Genomic DNA, 19,499 nt, shown 5'->3' on the forward strand with positions numbered 1-19,499 from the left:
GCAAGCGCCCTGCGTTCGACTTGCATGCATTAGGCACGCCGCCAGCGTTCGTCCTGAGCCAGGATCAAACTCTGCGTTGAAATGATGGTTACACCCGCGCCCGCATCTGCGGACGTCGGGCGCACGGGCACGCACGCGACCACACTCGTCTGGTAAGGTGCACGGGATGCGTGCAGCGAACAAAAAACTAGTGTCACCATCGGTGACCCTAGTCGGGAGGACGACCACATTGTCCGACCCGAATGTTTCTGCTGCCTGGTCTACTTCCTTGCTGGAGTAAGACCGGGATCCACATCCCGCCTAATAGTATATTCCAGGCCACGGCTTGTGTCAAGGTGTGCTATTATGATGCAACCTGGAAGGGTTGTACACCGCCGTGCTGTTCCCCGCTGTGATGGGACAACCGGTTTCCCCATAGCATGTCAGAAGAGGTCGCTATGCTCCGCTTGCGCTTCGCTGCGTTCGCCTGGGCCAATGTCGCCTACAATCTGCTGGTTATTCTCTGGGGCGCATTCGTGCGTGCCACTGGCTCCGGGGCGGGCTGCGGCAATCACTGGCCCCTGTGCGACGGTCAGGTCATTCCGCGCGCGCCAGGCGCCGAGATGCTCATTGAATTCACCCACCGGCTGACCAGCGGCGTGGCCCTGCTGGGCGCGATAGCGCTCCTGGTGTGGGCCTTCCGCGCCTACGAGCGCGGGCATCGCGTCCGACGCGGGGCGCTGGGGGTGATGGTCTTTATGCTGCTCGAGGCTCTCCTTGGAGCCGGTCTGGTGCTGTTTGAACTGGTCGCCCATAACGCCTCTGCCAGCCGCGCCCTGGCGATGGCCCTGCACCTCGTCAATACGTTCTTGCTTCTGGGAGCGCTGACCCTCACGGCCTGGTGGGCCTCAGGGGGCGCGCCGCTCAGTCTGCGGGGGCATGGCCGATTGCCCTGGTTGCTGGGGTTAGGCCTGGTAGGCACGGCGCTGGTTGGCTCCAGCGGAGCAGTGACGGCTCTCGGCGATACGCTGCTGCAGCATGGCGTGTTGCCTGGAGGCCTGAACCAGCCGCTCGGCGCCGCGAGCCATCCGCTGGTGCAGATGCGCGTCATTCACCCTGTTATTGGCACGCTGGTCGGCATCTACACGCTCTTCCTGGCCCAGGCCGTTACTGCGCGTCGCCCGGAGCCTCTGGCCCGCGGCTTTGCCTGGAGCCTGGTGGGGCTGTTTCTTCTGCAGATCCTCATTGGCGGCCTTAATGTCACGCTTAAGGCTCCCGTCTGGATGCAACTGGTGCACCTGTTGATGGCCGATGCCACCTGGATCTGCCTGGTGCTGCTCAGCGCCGTCGCCCTCGCTGCGCCGGAAGAAAGCTCCGCGCCCGCTCCATTCCCCCGGACTGGCCCTGCCACTGCCCGCCTGTAGCGCCTATCCGAAGAAGCGGGTTCTTCGGTTGCGGGAGCGCTTTGCCTCCCCGGATTATGTGCGCAACTCTCAGGGTTGCGCTATGTCTGTCTCCAGCAGGGTTGTGAGCGCCTCGATCCGGACCCTGCGCGCGGCGAAGCTACACGAAAACCTGCGGTATAATGAATATTGTGGCGATTGTCACATATTATGCTGCGCCGGGGAGAGGTTTGCAATGAACACTGCGCGGAGGCTGGTGGAGAAGAAGACCAAAGGCGTATGGAGCATTGCGCCGGATCGCTCCGTCGAAGAGGCGGTTCGCCTGATGGCCGAGCACGATGTCGGCGCGCTGCTGGTGGTGCTGCAAGAGCGTCTAGTGGGCATCGTGACCGAGCGTGACGTGGTGCGCAAGGCGGTGCTCCAGCGCCGAGACCCGGCCACGACCCCTGTCGCTGAGATTATGACCGAACGGGTGCTGTATGTGCGTCCTGAACAGACCGTCGAAGAGTGCATGGCGCTGATGACCGACAAGCACCTGCGGCATCTGCCCGTGCTCGATGACGGCCGCATTCTCGGCATCGTCTCCATTCGTGACGTGGTGGCCGATCTGATTGCCGAAAAGAGTTTTATCATCGAGCAACTCGAGAACTACATCTACGATATCCCCCCTTACAGCCGCGTCTGAGACGCGCCCCGCGCCGGCCTCGACGCTGTGGCGAAGATAAGAACCCTTCATTCCTTGACGATGAACAAATTGTTATCATCCAGCAGGCGATCCCCTGTACACGCCGCTCCGCCCTGTTGTACCATGGTCCTGTCCTGGCAGTATAGCTACGGAATCGCAGTGACGGCGAATAGCGCCGTCGGAAGCGTCCAGTGGCGTGAGCATCTGGTCGTCGGCGCGCGCTGGCGTCAGGCCAGACGGGTTTAGACCAGCCTTCGCAACACGTTGCCGTCTCAGCCCGGAACCTGGCCAGGTGAACCATAAAATCAGAGTACCCGCGTCATGTTGCGCCGGAACGTTGATGGATGCTAGGATCAGAGCTGCCTGCCTGGGTCGTTCTGTTCTGCATTGCACCATCATCGCCAGGGAGCGTATCGTGAAGCTGGAAGGTTCGCTTGCCACATTCCCGCTGCGGGAACTGATAGACATGGTAACGTTTAGCTCGGTCACCGGGGTGCTGAATATCTACGGATCGGGGAAGGCCGGGCGTCTTTTCTTCCGCGATGGGGCCCTGTATCACGCCGAGCGGGGAGCGGCGCGTGGAATTGACGCTCTGGCTGAGTTGCTGGCCATTGATGAGGCCTTCTTCAGCTTCGTCAGCGACATCGTAGCTGAAGACGAGTCCCTGTGGGGAGCGCCGCACTACTTTCTCCAGAGCGCCGAACGCGCCGCGACTCGCTGGCGCCAGATACGCCCCTATGTGCCCGATCTCGAGCGCATCCCGCGCCTGCTGGTCGCGCCGGAGTGGATCGAGCGTCACGTCAATCCGGCGCACCATCCGTTGCTTGCACTGGTTGATGGGCGTCTCACCCTTCGCGATATCGCCGCTCGCCTGTCGTGGGCCGCGATTGATGTGGCCGAGATTGCCGCCCAGTTGAGCCTCGACGGCGTGATCGAACTGACGACTTCCCCCTCTGAACCGCCAGATCCCGCACCACCGGCTCGCGGAAGCGGGCTGTTTGATCGACTTCTCGCCTCCGGTTCCGCCACACCGGCATCGCCGCCTGCGGCGCCTCCGCCTGCCGACCCCCAGCCACGGCCGTACCAGTCCGTCGAAGATCCGATCCTGCGTCTCCTCCGCGGGTCCGGTTAGGCGTTTGTAGAGCCAGAGCCTGCGCAGAGCCGCTGAGGCTCCAATCCCGGTGCTGGCGGTGGTTAGGGCCGCTGCGCCGCGGAAACTACCGCCACCACAACCCTTGTGGCGGCGTAGCCGCCTCCCATTCCGTCCTGAGCCGATTTCTCACCAGCCCGAGACGGATCTCGCGGAGTTGAGGTCCGGGAGCAAAAAACCGTCGGTCTTGCCGTTGGGCCGCCGGGCGTGCTACTATAGAGCCGGGTGCGCCAGCGCGCGCTGGCGGCGCGTGCGCTGGCGTGACAGGAGCCAGCGTACCGTCATAACAGCAGAGACGGCCCTGCGTATGTTCGACTGGCTGCGCAAAATGCTGGAACTCGATGCCGAGGCCGCGATTGACCTCGGCCCCGAGGAGAAGATCCTCTTCGTCATCGGTCGCCACTGGATCGTCCTGCTTACCCGGATGATCCTGCCCCTGCTGGCACTGATCCTTTTTGGCGGCCTGGCGATGTATCGCGCCGCCGGGGGCACGTTCCTGGTGCGTGAGACCGGAGCGCCAATTGGTCTGGATGCGTTAAACTGGCTGCTGGCCTTCATCGCTGGCGGCCTGTTGCTTGTCTGGCTGGTCCTGTACGTGCGCGGCCCCAGGACGCGTGGGCCGCGCCGGGTGTTGTTACTGGCCGCCGGCGCCGTGCTTCTGCTTCTCTACTATCGCTTTACTGGCGGGCGCGTCTTCGCCATCGAGCCGGAGCTCTCACTGGCTCAGCGCGCTGATGCCTGGAACATCGTGCTGATCATTCTGGCGTTTGTCAGCGTCTTCATGCTGCTCTTTACATTTTATGACTGGCTGAACGACGAATTGATCCTCACCAACCAGCGGGTCGTCTTCGACAACGACCAGGTGTTTATTCCACGCCTGATTGAACAGCGCGTCCAGCAGCAGATCTTTCTCGAAGATGTGCAGGATGTGAATGCGAAAACCAGCACCTATCCTCAACATATCCTGAAGTATGGCACTATTGTTGTGAAGTCGGCGCGCTTTGGCGGGAACATCGTCTTTGAGTCGGCCAGCCAGCCGATGGAGATGCAACGGCAGATTATGGACCAGGTGCGCGCCCTGCGGAGGCGCATGACCGCGGCCGATTACCAGCGCATGATTGATGAGCGCATCTACGGCAAAAAAACCTCGCCTGGCAAGACAACCACCATAATCAGGCAAACGCGTCCAGCACGCTGGCTCAGCGCCATCTTTCCTGAGAATCCCGAGGTTGATGAGAAGACGTCAACGATTACCTGGCGCCCCCACTGGCTGTTTATGCTGCGCGCCCAGATTGGCCCGACGTTGCTGCTGGCGCTGGGCCTGTTTGCCGTTGCCCTGGCCAATAGTTACCTGGAACTGGAGGCGGGCTGGATCCTCCTGGCAATCTTCCTGGTTGTGGTCGCCTACGTGCTCTGGGCGGCGTGGGAGTTCGAGGATTATCGGAACGATAAGTACATTCTTGCTCCTACCAATGTGGTAGATATCGAGAAGAAGCCCTTCGGCCCCGAGGATCGGCGACAGGCCAGCCTGGGGGCGATCACCAATGTCAGCTTTGAGACGACCTTCATTAGTAACTTGCTTGGCTACGGCGATGTGGTGCTGGAGACAGCGGGCGCGGGCGGCAAGTTTACGTTTTTGCGCGTGCCGCGTCCAAATCAGGTAGTTAATACGATTAACGAATATATTGTCAATTTCAAGCGCGGCGAGCGTGAGAAAAACCTTAACGACACCCTTGACCTGCTCGCCCAGTACCATGAGGCGCAGAAGCGCTACAACGAGATTAACCCCGGCTCGGCGTGAGGCCGACCGCTTTTGCATGGAGCTGGCATTGACGTTCCGGCGCTCTCTCCTCTGGCTTCTCATCATCGGCCTGTTCGTTGCCGGAACGCCCGCGCAGGCTCAGGTCCCGCCCGCTATCACCCTTGAGGCGCAGGTCGGCTATGATGGATCCGGGACGTACCGCGACCATTTCTGGTACCCCGTTGCGATCACGGTTGCCAACGCCAGTGGCGATAGCGTCGGAGTACTCACATGGACCGTGCCCGGCGATGCGGCCAGTACGTTCGAGTATGTCCTCGATCTGCCCCGGGGCGCCCGCAAGCGGGTGGTGCTGCCGGTGGTGAATACCAGTTTCAATACCCGCGGACGGTTAACGCTGCACATTGATGGCCAGCGGGTGGCGCAGGAGACGATCCCGCTGAACCGGATTGGCCTTGAGCAGCCGACCGTGGCGGTGATTAGTTCTGATGCGACGGCGCTCGCCAGTTTGCAGACGGCCCGTTTTTTCCCCGATGCCAACACGGCGCTGGTGCGTCTGGACCCGGATATGCTCCCCGACGACGCCGCCTTGCTGGCCGGACTGGACGCGATCTTCATTCACGATCTGGCCACCGACGGACTGAGCGCGGCCCAGCGTGGGGCGTTGCTGCTCTGGACGCGCCTGGGGGGCCAGCTAATCATTGGTGGCGGGTTGCATGCCGACCGCACGCTGGCTGGCCTCGCCGAGGCGTCGCCTGTTGACGTGGGCCCGTTGCGGGCCAGCGCGCCGGCTGATGCGCTGGCCGCCTTCGCCGGGCGCCCCGAACTGGCCGCCGGTGTGCCCCCGCTGACGGTGAACGAGGTGCGACCCCGCGAGGGCGCGATCGCTCTCGATGGCGCCGGTTTGCTCACGGCCCGTCCGGAAGGGGCTGGCCAGGTGCTTTTTGCGGCTTTCGACCTGGCGGCTCTGCGCGTCTGGTCCGGCGAAGCGGCGCTCTGGGAACAGGCGCTGCAAATAGCGCCGCGGACGCACATCGGCCCTTCCTTCCGCTGGCGGGGGGATAATCTGCTGCAGGATGCCCTGCAAGGCGGACTTGTCTGGCTGCCCTCGCCCTGGGCGGTGCTGGCGCTGATGGCAGCCTACATCGTGGTGATCGGTCCGCTGAACTTTTTGCTGTTGCGCCGGCTCCGGCGCATTGAACTGGCCTGGCTCACCACGCCGCTGATCGCGGTTGCCGCGCTGGGGCTGACCTATGGCGGCAGTCTGGCCCTGCGCGGCCCGGAAGCGCGGGTAGTGCAGGTGGCAATCGTGCAGGGCTTCGAGGGCGCATCCACGGGCCAGGCAACCGCGTTCTTCGGCATCTTTTCGCCCGGACGCCAGAACTACCGCCTCGATTTCGCTCCTGCGAGCCTGATTACGCCCTCCAGTCTGGGCAGCTTTGAAGCCGATCCGCTGACAGTGCGCCGCGAGGCAACAAGCAGCAGCGTCCCTGAGTTATTAATTGATGTCGGTTCATTCCGCACCGTGATGGTTGAACAGACGGTTGGCGAAGTGCCGCAGGTGCAGAGCGAGTTGCAGCACGAAGGCCGGCATCTGCGCGGACAGGTGCGCCTGGTTGGCGGCGCCGGGCCGCTGCGTAACGCGCAGATCGTCTCCGGCGCGGCGTCGAGTTCGATTGGCGATCTGCGGCCGGGAACGGAGGCGACGGTTGATCTGGATCTCGACCAGGAGAGTTTTCCCTATCAGTTGCAGCCAGACGGCTCAAGCCTGATCTATCGCAACCAGGTCCTGAACTCACTGTTTGGCTTTGACCGCTTTAGTCTGGGCAATCCGTCGTTGCCGAGCCAGCACGGCCATCCCGATGCGCAGGGCGTCTACCTGCTCGGCTGGATCGAGCGCCCGACGCTGGCTATCAGCGTCAATGGGGATGCCGTCGGCCAGCAGGGCGAAACGCTGGTGATCATCAGGCTGAACGACAACGGAGCGCAACCGTGACGCCAATCGTAGAGACCCGCGATCTGACCCGGCGCTACGGCCAGACCCTGGCGCTCAATCATCTGAACCTGACCATTCCGCAGGGGGCGATCTACGGCTTCATCGGGCCGAACGGGGCCGGTAAAACCACCACCATGCGCATACTGACCACCCTGCTGGCGCCCAGCGACGGCGAGGCGCGGGTGGCGGGCTACTCGGTGCAGCGCGATCCAGTGGCCGTGCGGCGCGCTGTGGGCTTCATGCCCGATTTCTTCGGCGTCTACGACCAGATGACCGCGCAGGAGTACCTGGAGTTCTTCGCCGCGGCCTACGACGTGCCGGTGGAGCGGCGCGCCCGCCTGATCGGCGACCTGCTGGCCCTGGTTGAACTGAGCCACAAGCGCGATGCCAACGTGATGGGCCTCTCGCGCGGTATGAAGCAGCGCCTCAGTCTGGCGCGCACGATGCTCCACGATCCGGCGCTGCTCATCCTCGACGAACCGGCGAGCGGTCTTGATCCACGGGCGCGGGTAGAGTTGCGCGAGTTGCTCAAAGAACTGCGGGTGATGGGCAAGACGATCATGATCAGTTCGCACATTCTCACCGAACTGGCCGAGATGTGCACCCATATCGGGATTATCGAACGGGGCAATCTGCTGGCCTCGGGCGATGTGGCCACAATTATGCGCGAAATGCAGCCGCATCGCGTGTTCGAGGTGCGGCTGCTGGCCGCGTCGGAAGCCAGTCTGGCCGAAACCCTGGCGGCAGCCGCGGCCCTGGTGCGCGACGATCCCCACGTGATTGATGCGCGGCCCCTGCCCGAAGATGATCCGCCGCATCTGCAGATTGATTTCGATGGCGACGACCGGGCTGTAAGCGCGTTGCTGGCTCGCTTGCTCGCTGGCGGGATGCAGGTGATCCACTTCGCCGGTCAGGCGAGCAATCTCGAAGAGATCTTTCTGCGAGTCACCGGCGACTCAGCCTACGGCGGCACAAGTTGACATTCTGTGGTTTGCGGGGGGCAACCTTCCGGGTTGCCCCCTACTTTGTTTGCCTGTGGCAAGCAGGACTCAGAGGGGAACCGGAGTTGCCCGTCTCCGCAGCTCTCCCGGCAGGCAGGGATCCGGGGCAACCCGGTTTCCGCCCCCTCCTCCAGGCGGTGATGGTTGCGCAGGATGGTCCTGGAAGAACAGTCCCTTTCAGAACCCATTGCCGGGCCGGGGGGCGGTGGGAAAAAATACTTGAGATCTGAAGAATTTCTCCTCATATGCGCCTCCATGGTAACAAATTTCTGGTATGCTATATGCAGAGTATGTGCAACAACTCGACGAATGTAGTGCAATGAGGAGTCAGACGCCGATGCCTCGCCGAAATCCTCCGGCGCCCTCTGTTGCGCCTGACGCGCACACGGACAATGCTGAACCGACGGTCCACCCGGCGCCTTCCGACGACCCGCTTGCGGCGCTGCGCTACAGCCCGCCCCCAGAGATCGAAGCAGAGCTCATTGCCAGACTTCGCTCCGAGCATGGCTCATCGCTCCGTTCAGAGGCCGAAGACGCCCTGCGAGCGATTGCCGCGGCTGATACGCGCCGCCTCCCGCCCCGGCTGCGTCCAAAGACGACCAGGCACAAGGGGATTACCCGCATTGACCATCCGGCCAAGCGCACCTTCGGCTACTTTGTGCGGGTCACCTGGAACAAGCAGCGGCGCAGCAAGTTCTTCTCTGACTCGGTGTATGGCGACCGGCTGGCGGCGCTGAGTGCGGCATTGGAATGGCGCAACAAAGCCGAGCAGGAGTTGGGGAAGCCGCGCACCGAGCGGCAGGTGATCGGCGTTTCCCGCACCAGCACCGGTATCGTGGGCGTGCGCCGCACCGTTAAGGATGGGCGCGAGGTGTATGAAGCCACCTGGCGCGAGGGGAACCGTATTCGCCGAACTTCCTATTCCATCGCCAAGCACGGTGAGAAGCGCGCCCTGAGCCTGGCGCGCCGGGCGCGCGAACGGTACGAGCGCCAGCGGCAGCGCAGCCCGATAGAGCGCTGAGGCCGCTGAGGTACTGAGGCCACTGAGGCCGCTGAGGCGCTACGGGGGCACAGGCTCAAAACGGGCGAGGGATGATCCTGTGTTCTTTGGTTTTCATTCGGAGGGCTACTGGCCCTCCAAACTTTTTCCCGGAGCAACCTTCCGTGCGTCGAGCGCCCTGCAACGCAGAGCGCCTGACGCGCACCTGCCTTTCAAATGAAATAAGGACCACGAGGAAGGTTCCCCGTGGTCCTGTTGATTAGCCAGGATGGTCAGGGAGGGTAAAGCCCTCCCTGATTCTGTGCCAGCGGCTTAGTCGGCCGTGCCCGCGGCGCGCACGCCCGCGCCCGCCAGATCGGGGTAGGCAACCGCGCCGTGCTCGCCAATGTCCAGACCAGCCTCTTCCTCCTCCTTGCTCACCCGCAGGCCGATGGTGGCCTTGATAGCGAGGAACATCAAGCCGGAGAGGGCGGCGGTCCAGACACCGACGGCCAGGATGCCGACGATCTGCGAGATCAGCAGGGTGGGGCCGCCACCAAAGAACAGACCGGTGGTGCCCGTATTGCCGGGGAAGGAGGCAAACAGCCCCACTGCCAGTGTGCCCCAGATGCCGGCCATCAGGTGCACGGGCACGGCGCCGACCGGGTCGTCAATCTTCATGCGGTCGAGCAGTTCGGCGCCGAGCACCACGATCGGGCCGCCGATGAAGCCGATGATGATCGCCGATAGCGGGGTGACATAGGCGCAGCCGGCAGTGATGGCTACCAGACCGGCAAGCACGCCATTGAGCGTCTGGCCAAGGTCAGGCTTGCCGTAGCGCAGCCAGGCGGTGAAGAGGGCGCCGAGGGCGCCAGCGGCTGCCGCCAGGTTGGTGGTCACTGCGACCATGGCTACGGCATCAGCATCACTCTGGGAGGCGATCGCCAACTGGCTGCCGGGGTTGAAGCCAAACCAGCCCAGCCAGAGAATGAACACGCCCAGCGTCGCGAGCGACATGTTGTGGCCGGGGATGGTCCGGGGCTTGCCATCGGGACCGTACTTGCCTAGGCGCGGCCCAAGGATGATCGCGCCCATCAGCGAGGCCCAGCCGCCGACGCTATGCACCACCGTGCTGCCGGCGAAGTCGGTGAAGCCCCAGTTGCCCTCGGTGTTGCCCGCGTAGTGGTTGAGCCAGCCGGCCCCGCTCCAGACCCAGTGTACGACAACCGGGTAGATAAAGAGCGAGATGAGGAAGCTGTAGACCAGGTACGCGGTGAACCTGGTGCGCTCGGCCATGGCCCCGGCGACGATGGTCGCTGCGGTACCGGCAAACACCACCTGGAAGAACCAGCTCGCCAGCACCGGTACGCTGCCTTCCTCGGTCACCACGGAGAGGAAGAACTGATCCGTGCCGATGAAGCCCCCGGCCGAGGTGCCATACGCAATGCCCCAGCCAATCGCCCAGAAGGCGATGGAGCACATCACAAAGTCCATCAGGTTCTTAAACAGAATGTTCGCCGTGTTCTTCGAGCGCGTAAGACCGGCGGTCAACATCGCGAAGCCAGCCTGCATAAAGAAGACCAGGGCCGCGCAGATAAAGAGGAAGAAGGTGTCCATCGCCACGGCCAGTTCGGTCGTCGAGGGTCCTTCCTCAGCAAAGGCCTTCCCGCCGGTAATCGCCCAGAGACCAAGACCTGCCGCCAGCGCAATGCCGGCTTTCTGCCACGTCAGTCGCATGGTGAGACTCCCTATCGTGTCTACGTCAAAGCGGTGGTAAGACAACTGAAGCGCTTCCTGTCTTAGCATCCACACGAAGCACTGGTACGAACCTGGTACCAGCGCAGCTACGCCGTGAGCGACCTGTTACGAATCTCTGAAACACGAGTTGTGGTGAGCCGACCTCTACGGCTGCCGCGTCGCAGGGAAGGCGGGCACACCGGCCTGTCACCCCCTTGAAAAGAGAATGTCCACATTTTGTCGAATATTGAACCGTTACAGTAATGGTAACAAATTTGGAACTTCAAACAATGTCAACCGTGCCCGAATTGCTCCTCACCACGTATGTGCAAAATGACCAAATGGCGCTAACCGGCGGGTCTCCCCGCGTCTCGCGCCGCCAGAAGGGGGCGCGGCCTATGCAGGCGGCGGCTGATGCGCCGCGAGTGTTCGCATTTACCGACCTCGTTCGCTCCGCAGAGGCTGTGGAGGGCGCAAAGGGCTTCAAAACGCTCGTCCTCTGCGTGCTCTGCGGTAAATCTGAACAGGTTGCAATGCCCATCTGACTTGACAGGGAGCGGCGATGCTTCTAAGATATCCACTCCCGACATTACGCGCAGGAGAACAGGCCCCCTTTTTTCACGCGCTGATGGTGGTCGTTGAGGGGAAGCCCGACCCATAAAGAAAGTCGCTTTCCCGGCGCCCGCCGCGGAAAGGGAGCGGCAAGGCCCGTGCGCCGGCTGGCATCGCCTGGGGGAAAACCCGGTTTCCTGCGGCCCCTCTGCGTTAGCCTGGAAGGAGACGGCGAAAGCTGGTTGCCGCTGGTTCTCACCGGACGAGAAGGTTGCAGAGATGGAAGATCCCCGGCTGGCCGCGCTACAGCGGGCCATCGAAGCCCAGGGGTGGCGCTGGCGCCCCGGTAAGCCTGTTCCCTACGGCGTCCAGTTGCTGGTCGAGGATGGCCGCCATCAGGCCGCGCTCACGTACTATCCCGGACAAGGGCGTATAGTTGTGGGCGGGCGCGCGACGCCGTTGCGTCACGAGCTGGAGGAGCTGGCGCTCTCGACGGCCGGCTGCGTGGTCGAGGATGCCGAAATTGGTCTGGATGAATCCGGCAAGGGCGACTGGTTCGGGCCGCTGGTGGTGGCGGCGGTGTGTGTCGATCCGGCCGTGGCTCCGGCCCTGCTCCGGGCAGGGGTGCGCGACAGCAAGACCGTCGCTGGCGACCGTATCGCTGAACTCGCCGCCACAATTGTGCAACGCATCCCCGCCCCGGCCCATGCGGTCACGGTGCTTGAGCCGCTGGCGTACAATCAGCGCTACGCCGTAGCCGGGAACATCAATGCGCTGCTGGCGGAACTTTACGCCGCGACCGCCGCGCCGGTAGTGGCCCATACGGGCGTCAGGGCGATCATCTGCGATCAATTCGCGCAGAGCGCCGAGCGCCTGGAGACAGCCTTTGCTGTAGCAGATTTACCGCGCCCGCGCCAGGCTCACCACGCCGAGCGCCTCAGTCTGGCGGTAGCCGCGGCCTCGGTGCTGGCCACGGCGCGCTTTCAGGAGGAACTGACCCGCCTGGGGGCCCTGGCGGGGTGGGAGGGGCCGTTGCCGGCGGGTGCTTCGGACCTTCCGCTGCTGGAGCGGGCAGCGCGCTGGATCATCGCCCGCGAGGGACCCCAGGGGTTGGCCCGCTACGCCAAGCTGCACTTCCGGCCTGTGCGGGCATTGCTCGAAGCGGGGTGAGCCGATGCTGCTCTTTGATCCATATGCGGTGCGACCCTTGTTTCCGGCGCTGGCCCAGCAGTGCGGTATGCGCGAGGCGGTGTTCTTCGACGGGCCGGGGGGGACGCAAGTTCCGCAGTCCGTCATCGAGGCCATGGCCAGTTATCTGGCCACCAGCAATGCCAACACCCACGGAGCCTTTCCCACCAGCCGCCGCACCGATGAGACCATCGCGGCGGCGCACCGGGCCGTGGCCGACCTGCTAGGCTGCGCTTCCGAGGAGATCGTCTTTGGACCGAACATGACCACGCTGACCTTCGCCGTCAGCCGGGCGCTGGGCCGTGACCTGCTTCCGGGCGACGAGGTGGTGGTGACGCGCCTCGACCACGACGCGAACGTGGCCCCGTGGCGCGCCCTGGAGGAGCGCGGGGCGATCATCCGCGAAGTGGACGTTCACCTCGAGGATTGCACCCTCAACATGGCCGATCTCGCGGCAAAGGTGCACGGGCGCACCAGGATCGTGGCGGTCAACTACGCTTCGAATGCCGTCGGTACAATCAGCGACGTACAGAGCGTGATCCGTCTGGCCCACAGCGTGGGCGCAATCGTCTATGTTGACGCAGTGCATTACGCGCCTCACGGGCCGATTGATGTGCGCGCCCTGGGCTGCGACTTCCTGGCGTGCAGCGTCTACAAGTTTTTCGGCCCGCACGTGGGGGTGCTGTATGGCAGGCGCGAGCTGCTGGAGCGGCTGCAGCCCTACAAAGTGCGCCCGGCGCCCGAGCAAAGCCCCGAGCGCTGGATGACCGGCACGCAGAATCATGAGGGGCTGGCCGGAACCATCGCGGCGATTGAGTATCTGGCGTCGCTGGGAGTCGCGACTAATGCCAGCGCCTCCCATGCACGGCGCGACGCCCTGATGCGGGCGATGACGACGATCAAGACTTACGAGCGCGGCCTGGCCGGGCAGCTGGTCGAGGGGCTGTTGCGTATCCCCGGATTGACCTTTTACGGCATCCGCGAGGCGGCGCGCTTCGACGAGCGCACGCCGACGGCGGCCTTTCGCCTGGCAAATCTGCCGCCGCGGGCCGTTGCCGAGGCCCTGGCCGAACGGGGTATTTTCGTCTGGGACGGCAACTTCTACGCCGTAGGTCTGACCGAGCGGCTGGGCGTTGAGGACCAGGGCGGCCTGGTGCGGGTGGGGTTGACCCACTACAACACGCCTGAGGAAGTGGATTACTTTCTTGATGTGCTCGATAGCCTTGCAGCGGCAAGATAGGGCGAAGCCCGAGATAAGCGCATATCTGCACGTGAGGCGAGCATGCTCAGAGGCATTGTTGTCTTGATCGTTATTGCGCCAGCCGCTGGGCGAGCTTGGCACCTTCCTGACGCATCTCTCCTTTGTGTTCGAGGGCGGTCTGGAAGCCCTGCCGGGGGTGAGCTTCGTGCGCGAAGCCGAGGCCACGGCGGCGGCCCGGGCCGTGCTCGACGCAGCCAACCGCCGGGTTGAGCGGCTGTTAGGGGCCTCGCACCCGTGAGCAACTTGCGAAATCTCAACTTTTTTGTTACTATTCCGGCGCGGATCGAGGGAGATGCTAATCGAGGCGTTCAGTCGGAACTGAGCGGATCGCCCGAAGCGGAGCGGAGGGGACCCGGATACACACCGGTGATGTCTATCAACAGCGAAGAACGGGGTCTCCGAAGATGAAGTGGCATGCCCTGAACCTCTACATCAAGGTCTCTCTGCTGATGGGGGCGATCGCCTCGCTCCTTCTGGCGGCAGGCGCCGAGGCCAAGTGGGTCTAGGCAGGTAAGTTATCTCGATCCGCGCGAGCAGAGGGGCTGTTTCCTTCTGCTCGTTTTTTTAACGCTCTGGTTCGGTTCGGGTGATATATTAACCCGCACGATTGCCCGGCGCTCTGCGAGACGCAGCGCCGGGCGCATTGCCTATGGGTAGAGCCGTTCCCTCGCGGCGCTGCAATGCCCTGGCACGGGATCGAGCGGTGCAGACCTGGTCATCTCTGGACGGCACGTACCGCCGCAGGATGAGAAAACGATGAGTACACTGCCGCGGGCTGCACGCTGGTACCTGTACAGTCTGTGGAGCATCGCACTGGTTAGCATTATTGCAGCGATCATTTCCACCAGCGCCCCGATGCCCGGGCTACTCGCGCTTGGCATCAGCGGTGTAGCCTATGTGCTGGCCGACTACTTTGAGGTGGTTTTCGGTCTCAATCAGCGTGATCGCGTGGCTATGACCGTTGTTGACGCGCCGACCATATTTCTCGTGCCCACGGCCGGTGCGTATGGGGTGCTGGTAGTGCTCATCGGCAGCCTGCTGGTGGACTGGCTGCGCGGGCGGCCATGGTACAAGGGTCTCTTCAATGCCTCACAGCGCAGTATCACCTTCCTGGTCATGGTCGCCATCTACAATGCGCTGGTACCGCCAGCCAAGCCGTTCTTCAGCGGCTTTGGGGGACTGGTAACGTTTGCGGTTCTTGCCGTAACCTATTATACGCTCAACACCCTCCTCGTCTCCACCATCCTTGCCCTGGCCAGCGGCGAGCCGGTCCTCCGGGTCTATCGCGCCAGCTTTCGCGAGGTGCGCTGGGTGCATTTTATTACCTTGCCCTTTGGCGCCATCCTGGCCTACATCTGGGAAACGAACCCCTGGTTGACCCTGGCTGCCGTGCTGCCCCTGTTTATGGCCTATCGCTCCTTCAAGACCAAGGCCGCGTTGCAGGAGGAAAGCCAGCGCAGCCGCGACCTGGCCGACCAGGCGACGCGCCTGGTGGATGAACTGCGCGCCAGGCAGGAGGAGTTGATCCGTTCCTCCCAGCTTGCCGCGCTGGGCACGTTTGCGGCGAGTGTGGCTCACGAGTTCAACAATCTGCTTACCGCCATCTACGGCTATACGCAGCTAGGGCTGAGCGCCCATGAGCCCCAGGAGAAGGATCAGGCGCTTGACGTGGTCCGGCGAGCCTGCACCCGCAGGCAGAGCATTACCCGCGGTCTACTCTCCTTTACGCGCCGGCGCGAACCCAGGCGCGAGCTATGCCAGTTGAACGACCTGGTCCGGGATGCGATCACCTTGCTGCGACCTGAGTTTATGCGCCTGGGCGTGGTGATTGAGGAGCGCCTGCAACCCCTCCCCGAGGTCTGGTGCGATAGCGGCCAGATCACCCAGGTGTTGCTTAACCTGCTCACCAATGCTCGTAACGCGGTGCGCGACCAGGGTCACGGGCAAATTATTATCGGCACACAGATGATCGAAGATCAGATCGAACTGTCGGTCAGGGACACAGGTGTCGGCATTCCCGCCGAGATGCTCGCGGCGATCTTTCAGCCATTTGTAACTACCAAACATCCGAGCGACGCCAGGAACTCCGGCGGCGCCGGCCTGGGACTGGCCATCTGTCGCACCATCATCGAGAACCATGGCGGCGTCATCCGGGCCGAGAGCGAGGTGGGACGGGGCACCACCATGACCGTGCGCCTCCCGCTGCGTGCATCGCTCGCCCCTGCGACAACGGATGGTCCAGGCGAGGTCGGGTTCGATGCGGAGCCGGACACCCACTACGCCAGCGCACCGCATTCGCTGGCCTGAGCGGCGCACCCGGTATGGTACGCAAGCGGTTTCCTGTCAGGGTCGCGCTCTCCCAGCCTCTTCTATCACTAGCCGCTTTGCACGGATGAAAAAGGATCTTCCTGAGCGTGCGCCTCTCTACCCGACTCTCCTGGCCAGCCGGGTGGGCGCCGTCTTTCCAAACCATCCCCTGGATCGGTCTCCGGTGGTATGGATTGCACGGCTTATCTCGCGTCATACATCGCTGGGTATCGGTCTGACCCTGCTGGCGCTGCTGGTTGCCTGCGCCCCCGCGGCCCAACCACAACCGCCCGCTCCCTACGGGCTGGTCGAGCCTTTCCTCAGCGCCTGGCGCGGCGCCGGCGGCGAGGCGCTCGGGCCGCCGCTGACGCCGCCGTTGTGGATTGACGATTTCCAGGTGCAGTTCTTCGCCCGCCACGCTATTACCGCCGCCGATGGGCAGCGCGCTGTAGTTGAACCGCTGGCGCCGGGCTGGGAACGCCGTTACCCCGGTGACGTGCTGCGCCTGCCGGCCTCGCCCTTCCGCGCTTCGCTGAGTCTGAGCGATACCGCCGATCCTGTGGCTCGCCCGCTGCTCCCGCTTACGGCGACGCTGCGAGCGCCGGGCTACAGCGGCCCCATCGAGGTGCGCCTCTTCGATGGCGCCCTGCGACCGGCAGGAGTGGCGAGGACGGAGGTGAACGCTGGAAGTGGCGAGGTGACCTTGCTGCCCCGCGGGCGCGTGGGCGATCAATGGGCCGTCGTGCTGATTGATGGGCGGATCGCCGCCGCGCGCAGCCGGTTGTTCACCCTCGATCCCGTCACCGAGGTACGTACCGGTCAGCCCGACCTAGATGCCCTCTACCCCCGCCTGCGGGACTTTATGCAACAGGACATGGTGGCCTATGACCTCGACGGGCGCCCGGTGCGTGGCTATCGTTCGCCCGATAACCCGCTCCTGTGGTTGCGGGACCATGTTTACCAGGGGCGCGGCTTTCGCTACTTTGAGCGTGACGTGACCAGTCTGCTCGACGCCTTTCGCGCCGCCCAGCGGCCCGATGGCAGCTTTCCCGACGTGATTGATTATCCCGAACGAGCGGTGCGCGCCTTTCGCAAAGAAGTCGAAAGCGACCTGGAGTTCCTCTTCGTCCAGGGCGTGTACGAGGCATGGCAGATGACCGGCGATGACGCCTGGCTGCGCTCCAATCTGGAGGCCATGCGGCGCGCCCTGCGCTACATCACCAGCGACCCGTTGCGCTGGAATGCCGAACGGGGCCTGGTGCGCCGGCCTTACACCATTGATATGTGGGACTTCTCCTATGGCCCGACGACTGTCAGCCCCGATGGACGACCGGCCCCCCGTCACTGGATTGACGCGGATACGATCTGGGGCGCATTTCACGGTGACAATACCGGGCTGGCCCACGCTCTGCTGTTGATGGCCCGTATTGAAGAGCGTGTGGGCGATCCGGCTCTGGCTGACGCCTGGCGCACCCAGAGCCGCGACCTGATGCAACGCCTGAACGATCTTAGCTGGAACGGGCGCTTCTTCACCCATTTCGTCCCCGAAGATCCGGCGTTTCGCCCAGACGGTATTGACCCGGCAACGCAACTCAGTCTCTCCAACGCCTACGCCCTCAACCGTGAGGTGCTCGACCAGTGGCAGGGGCAGCAGATTGTTGAAGAGTATTATCGGCGCCGCGATTTTGGGCGCGCCTTCGCCGAGTGGTACAGTATTGATCCGCCCTTCCCGCCGGGAAGCTTCGGTATGGCCGGAGGAAAGGGCGAAAACCCCGGCGAGTATGTTAACGGCGGCATTATGCCCCTGGTCGGCGGCGAGCTGGCCCGTGGCGCCTTTCGTTACGGCCTGGAAGCCTATGGCTTCGACATCCTCCGGCGCTACGCCGAACTGACCCGCCTCACCGGGGCGACCTACCTGTGGTACTATCCCACCGGCGCGCCCGGCATCCAGGGACCCGACACCCTGGCCACCGACGGCTGGGGAGCGGGGGCGATGATCGGCGCGCTGATGGAAGGCGCCGCCGGGTTTAATGATCGCGCCGCGGGCTACCGCGACCTGCTCCTTACCCCCCGCTGGGCCGCCGACCCGCGTTTTGTGGAGGTCTACGCTGTAGCCCGCTACGCCGCCTCCGACGGCTACGCCGCCTACCACTGGCGCCGCGATGCCCGCTCCATCACCCTGAGCGTCACCGGCAATGCCGAACGCATCGAGGTGCGCCTGCTCCTGCCTGAGGAGGCCGCCGCCCGTCCGCTCCAGGTGACCCTCAATGGAGCCAGTCTCCCCTCCACGATCCAGGTTGTGCGCACCAGTTCCTATGTCGTCGCGCCGGTTAGCGGGAGCGACGCCGAGATGGTGATCCGCTGGTAAGCCGAGGATGTGACGAAACGTCTTGCACGCTCCCCTTCGCCCGGCGGCTGATTAGTCTGTGAACTAAGTTTCCTGGCATTTCCGCCCCCTCCTAGCCTCCCCCCGTTAGGGGGAGGAGTCGGGCGCCCTCCCCCGGCGGGGGAGAGTTGGGGAGGGGGCGGGGGTATAGCGAAAAACTTTGTTTACAAACTAATCAGGCTCCCGGCGGGCCGGTGGGCCGCGGCACGTGCAGAACGTTTCGTTGCACCCGCGGGAGGGCTTTGCCCGCCCGGACCCGCCAATCCAATGGTATACTCCTCCTGGCGTCCCTGCATCCGCATGCCCCCGGAGGAAGCATGGCCAGAACCAACTTCGAGCCTGTGCGGCACGGTTTTGCCTTTCCCAACTCGTGGCGGCTGAAAGCCGAAGAACGAACCCATCTGCGCCAGACGCTTGCCCAATCTACCGGCGAAGCAACTAGCGTCCTGGGAAGCGACCCCTTTGGACTCATCCGTGCGATGGTGTCACCGCAGCTGGGCCAGTGGATCGAAACGGCCCTGCCCGACACCTATGGCCTCTGCGGTGGAATGGCCTTCGCCGCGGCCGACCATTTCCGTGCCGGCAAGCCCGTTCCCCACGGTATGACTCCCACTGTGCCTCCCGATAGCGACGCGCCGCTCGAGCGGGCCATCCGCGAGTACCTGTGGAAACGCCAGCTCGATAGCCTGGCGTCCAACGCACCGGTGTTGCTCTCGTGGATGGCTATGCTCTTTCTGCCGCTGCCCGGCGCCGGTCCGGGCTGGTTGCTGGAACGCACCCGCGAGCAGTTCGCCAATCTCAAAGGCTTTCTCGCTCAGGGGCAACCCTGGCCGATATGCCTGATCGGCAGTTCGACCTCACCGTTCAACAACCATCAGGTGCTTGCCATTGGCGTGGATGACCGCGGCAATGGCGCCGGCACGATCTTCGTCTATGACGCGAACTGCCCTGGCCAGACCCAGACCATCCAGCTTGACATGCGCGGTGCGGCTTTACAGGCCAGTGAAAGTTGCCCTGGCGCCGAACGCGGCGCACTCCGCGGCTTCTTCTGCGAACACTATACCCCTGCTCCGCCACCGGATTTGCCTTCGGGAAGTCAGGGAGAAGGAGTTTGAC

Annotated in this window: 14 protein-coding genes and 1 rRNA gene; 13 read left to right on the forward strand and 2 right to left on the reverse strand. The window is 63.7% G+C overall.

The window, feature by feature from the left end; translation table 11 throughout:
• Positions 1-80: ribosomal RNA gene (locus NZU74_00005) — 16S ribosomal RNA — on the reverse strand; the annotation flags it as partial.
• A gap of 357 nt (positions 81-437) precedes the next feature.
• On the opposite strand from NZU74_00005, the gene NZU74_00010 reads away from it, so the two are divergent.
• From NZU74_00010 to NZU74_00040, 7 genes are all read left to right on the forward strand, one after another.
• The gene (locus NZU74_00010; protein MCS6879695.1) at positions 438-1,403 is read left to right on the forward strand and encodes a COX15/CtaA family protein; all 966 of its coding nucleotides are present in this window, start codon (positions 438-440) and stop codon (positions 1,401-1,403) included.
• 214 nt (positions 1,404-1,617) lie between these two features.
• The gene (locus NZU74_00015) at positions 1,618-2,067 is read left to right on the forward strand and encodes a CBS domain-containing protein (GenBank protein ID MCS6879696.1); all 450 of its coding nucleotides are present in this window, start codon (positions 1,618-1,620) and stop codon (positions 2,065-2,067) included.
• Between the two features lie 415 nt (positions 2,068-2,482).
• Positions 2,483-3,199, forward strand: a complete 717-nt coding sequence (locus NZU74_00020; protein MCS6879697.1) for a DUF4388 domain-containing protein — start codon at positions 2,483-2,485, stop codon at positions 3,197-3,199.
• Positions 3,200-3,524: 325 nt separating this feature from the next.
• Complete coding sequence (locus tag NZU74_00025) at positions 3,525-5,018, forward strand: PH domain-containing protein (protein MCS6879698.1); 1,494 nt, start codon at positions 3,525-3,527, stop codon at positions 5,016-5,018.
• 28 nt (positions 5,019-5,046) lie between these two features.
• Positions 5,047-6,972, forward strand: coding sequence for a hypothetical protein (locus NZU74_00030; GenBank protein MCS6879699.1), 1,926 nt, complete (start codon positions 5,047-5,049; stop codon positions 6,970-6,972).
• Positions 6,969-7,952 (forward strand): ABC transporter ATP-binding protein, encoded by a 984-nt coding sequence (locus NZU74_00035; GenBank protein ID MCS6879700.1) that lies wholly within the window; start codon positions 6,969-6,971, stop codon positions 7,950-7,952. Before NZU74_00030 ends, NZU74_00035 begins: the two co-directional genes overlap by 4 nt.
• A 358-nt stretch (positions 7,953-8,310) precedes the next feature.
• The gene (locus NZU74_00040; protein MCS6879701.1) at positions 8,311-8,994 is read left to right on the forward strand and encodes an AP2 domain-containing protein; all 684 of its coding nucleotides are present in this window, start codon (positions 8,311-8,313) and stop codon (positions 8,992-8,994) included.
• A 291-nt stretch (positions 8,995-9,285) separates the two neighbouring features.
• Here the strand turns inward: NZU74_00040 and NZU74_00045 are convergent, their stop codons facing one another.
• Positions 9,286-10,689: an ammonium transporter gene (locus NZU74_00045; protein ID MCS6879702.1), complete on the reverse strand. Its 1,404-nt coding sequence runs from the start codon at positions 10,687-10,689 to the stop codon at positions 9,286-9,288.
• Between the two features lie 831 nt (positions 10,690-11,520).
• Here NZU74_00045 and NZU74_00050 point away from each other — a divergent pair.
• The 6 genes from NZU74_00050 to NZU74_00075 all read left to right on the forward strand — a co-directional run bounded on the left by NZU74_00050 (position 11,521) and on the right by NZU74_00075 (position 19,498).
• On the forward strand, positions 11,521-12,411 hold the full coding sequence (locus tag NZU74_00050; protein ID MCS6879703.1) for a hypothetical protein: 891 nt from the start codon (positions 11,521-11,523) through the stop codon (positions 12,409-12,411).
• A gap of 4 nt (positions 12,412-12,415) precedes the next feature.
• Complete coding sequence (locus NZU74_00055) at positions 12,416-13,669, forward strand: cysteine desulfurase-like protein (GenBank protein ID MCS6879704.1); 1,254 nt, start codon at positions 12,416-12,418, stop codon at positions 13,667-13,669.
• Positions 13,670-13,742: 73 nt separating this feature from the next.
• Complete coding sequence (locus tag NZU74_00060; protein ID MCS6879705.1) at positions 13,743-13,928, forward strand: hypothetical protein; 186 nt, start codon at positions 13,743-13,745, stop codon at positions 13,926-13,928.
• A 518-nt stretch (positions 13,929-14,446) separates the two neighbouring features.
• Positions 14,447-15,997 carry an ATP-binding protein gene (locus tag NZU74_00065; GenBank protein ID MCS6879706.1) on the forward strand — a complete coding sequence of 517 codons (1,551 nt, stop codon included), beginning with the start codon at positions 14,447-14,449 and terminating at the stop codon, positions 15,995-15,997.
• A gap of 184 nt (positions 15,998-16,181) precedes the next feature.
• Positions 16,182-18,365: a hypothetical protein gene (locus NZU74_00070; protein ID MCS6879707.1), complete on the forward strand. Its 2,184-nt coding sequence runs from the start codon at positions 16,182-16,184 to the stop codon at positions 18,363-18,365.
• A gap of 335 nt (positions 18,366-18,700) precedes the next feature.
• Positions 18,701-19,498, forward strand: coding sequence for a hypothetical protein (locus NZU74_00075; protein ID MCS6879708.1), 798 nt, complete (start codon positions 18,701-18,703; stop codon positions 19,496-19,498).
• The last annotated feature ends 1 nt before the right edge of the window (position 19,499 follow it).

This window comes from Chloroflexaceae bacterium, assembly GCA_025057155.1.
Lineage (GTDB): Bacteria > Chloroflexota > Chloroflexia > Chloroflexales > Chloroflexaceae > JACAEO01.